The following is a 2073-nucleotide window of genomic DNA, read 5'->3' as shown; positions in this document are numbered from 1 at the left end:
GGCCCGCGTACGCGGCGACCCGGAACACCCACCGGTCCATGCCGAGGACGAAGTCGAAGATGCTCTTCGGATAGGAACCGGTGAACAGCAGCACGATCGCGGCGACGAGGACGAGGATGCCGACCAGCCCGCCCGCGGCCCACTCGAAGCCGGTGTCGCCGGATTGCCAGGTGAACCAGCTGCCGCCGCCGATGAACACCGCGGCGACGATGTAGTGCGGGATGGCCAGCAGCCACCATTTGACCAGCACCAGCCCGCGGGAGAGCCGCTCGAGGTAGGTCACGTCCAGGTGGGCGGGATAGTCCGGGACGTCGGCCAGGGTGAAGGGCGGATAGCGGTCGGTCCCGAGCGCGAAGTAGGCGTAGAACTGCACCCGCCAGGTCCAGCGCAGCACCCCGACGTTGAAGTCGAAGATCCCCCGGGGATACCGCCCGGTGACCAGGATCGCGAAGAACGCCCCGATGCTGAGCACGAAGAACGCCACCCACAGCCAGGCCAGCAGGAAGTAGTGCGGGATGGCGAGAAGCCATTTCACCAGCCACAGCCAGCGTGACACCGCCGGGTCCAGGGACGCCTCGACCCGGACCGGGTAGGGCGCGGGGGAACCCATCTCGACCGCCTCCTTCTCGCGAACTCCACGTGACCCGGCGGATGCGCCGGGGTGATTCGACCGTGCGCGGTGCGCGGGGCCGGCGGCCAGGCACGAAGGTCCCCGGTGCTGGGGCATTCCGGCCCTGCCCGGCCCGAGTGAGCCGGTGCCAGATTCGGTGGCGCGGGCGATCGTGCTCCCCGGCGGGCGCGGCGTCCCCGGTGAGTTCCGGAAACGACTGGTGAGGCAGGTTTTGCGATGGAACGGGGACTTCCCGACGAGTACACCGTCCACGCGGCGGTCGAACTGGCGGTGCGCGCACCGTCGGTGCACAACACGCAGCCGTGGCTGTTCCGCGTCGGTGGCCGCACCGTGCACCTGTACGCCGACCCGGAGCGGCGGCTGGCCGAAACCGATCCCCGGGGCCGGGATCTGATCCTCAGCTGCGGCGCGGCACTGCACCACCTGCGGATCGGGTTCGCCGCACTGGGCTGGCGGGCCGAGGTGCACCGCCTGCCCAATCCGGACGACGAAAACCACCTCGCCGCCGTGGAGTTGCACCGGCACGAGCCCACACAGGAGGACATCACGCTGGCGGCGGCGATCCCGCGGCGGCGCACGGACCGGCGGCGGCACAGCTCGTGGCCGGTGCCCGAGGGCGATGTCGAGCTGATGGCGCAGCGGGCCGCCGCCGAGGGGATCATCCTGCGGGCCGCCGAGGGACAGGCTCGCTACCACCTGTCACGCGCGATCCGCGAGGCCGCGGCGCGGCACGCGCACGATCCGGCCTACCAGGTGGAACTGGCGGCGTGGAGCGGCCGCGATGCCGCGCCGGACGGGGTGCCCAGCGCGAACGTGCCCGCCCCCGACACGACGCCGGGCGCGCTGCCCGACCGGCCGTTCGCCGATCCCCGCCTGCCCCAGCCGCCGGACACGGCGGGTGAGGACGACGAGACGGTGCTGCTGGTGCTGGCCACCACTTCCGACGACCGAATGTCGCAGCTGCGGGCGGGCGAGGCGACGAGCGCGACGCTGCTCACCGCGACCGCGCTGGGGCTGGCGTCGTGCCCGCTCACCGAGGCGCTGGAAATCCAGGACACGCGGGAAAAGGTGCGCGAGAAGGTCACCGACGGCAGCTTCCCGCAGATGGTGCTGCGGATCGGGTGGGCCCCGGTCAACGCCGACCCGCTACCGGCCACGCCGCGCCGGGACCTGGCCGAGGTGCTGGCACCACTCCAGGAACCGGCTCACCCCCACCATTGACCTTGCGGGCCCCCAGGCAAAGTCGCGCGAACGTCGGCCGTGAGTGGTCCCCTGACAGCAAATAGGTCCAGGGCCCCGGCAAAGTCGGTCCTTGCATGGGCGAGTCCCACCCTCCGGCGGTTGTGTCCCACTTCCGGCAGCCCGAGTGCCACGTTCGGCCGGTGCGAGGGCGTCTTTCTCCGGGGTGACCCGCCTGCAAGCAGGGCTGTGCGGTGCTGTGA

2 protein-coding genes are annotated in these 2073 nt (G+C 71.6%); one reads left to right on the top strand and one right to left on the bottom strand.

Annotated elements, in window-relative coordinates; translation table 11 throughout:
- A partial coding sequence (locus FNH05_RS36540) for a DUF4389 domain-containing protein (protein ID WP_144593401.1) occupies window positions 1–610 on the bottom strand: 610 nt, incomplete at its 3' end.
- 237 nt (window positions 611–847) lie between these two features.
- Between FNH05_RS36540 and FNH05_RS36535 the strand changes: the two genes are divergently transcribed.
- Window positions 848–1852 carry an Acg family FMN-binding oxidoreductase gene (locus FNH05_RS36535; RefSeq protein WP_144593400.1) on the top strand — a complete coding sequence of 335 codons (1005 nt, stop codon included), beginning with the start codon at window positions 848–850 and terminating at the stop codon, window positions 1850–1852.
- Window positions 1853–2073: the final 221 nt, after the last annotated feature.

Source organism: Amycolatopsis rhizosphaerae, from assembly GCF_007713715.1.
GTDB classification, from domain to species: Bacteria; Actinomycetota; Actinomycetes; order Mycobacteriales; family Pseudonocardiaceae; genus Amycolatopsis_E; species Amycolatopsis_E rhizosphaerae.
Note: the sequence above shows the minus strand (reverse complement) of the source record. Positions and strands in the feature narration are given on the sequence as shown.

Coding starts and splice junctions, on each gene's coding strand:
- FNH05_RS36535 (WP_144593400.1), top strand. CDS start 848: ATGGAACGGGGACTTCCCGACGAGTACACCGTCCACGCGGCGGTCGAA.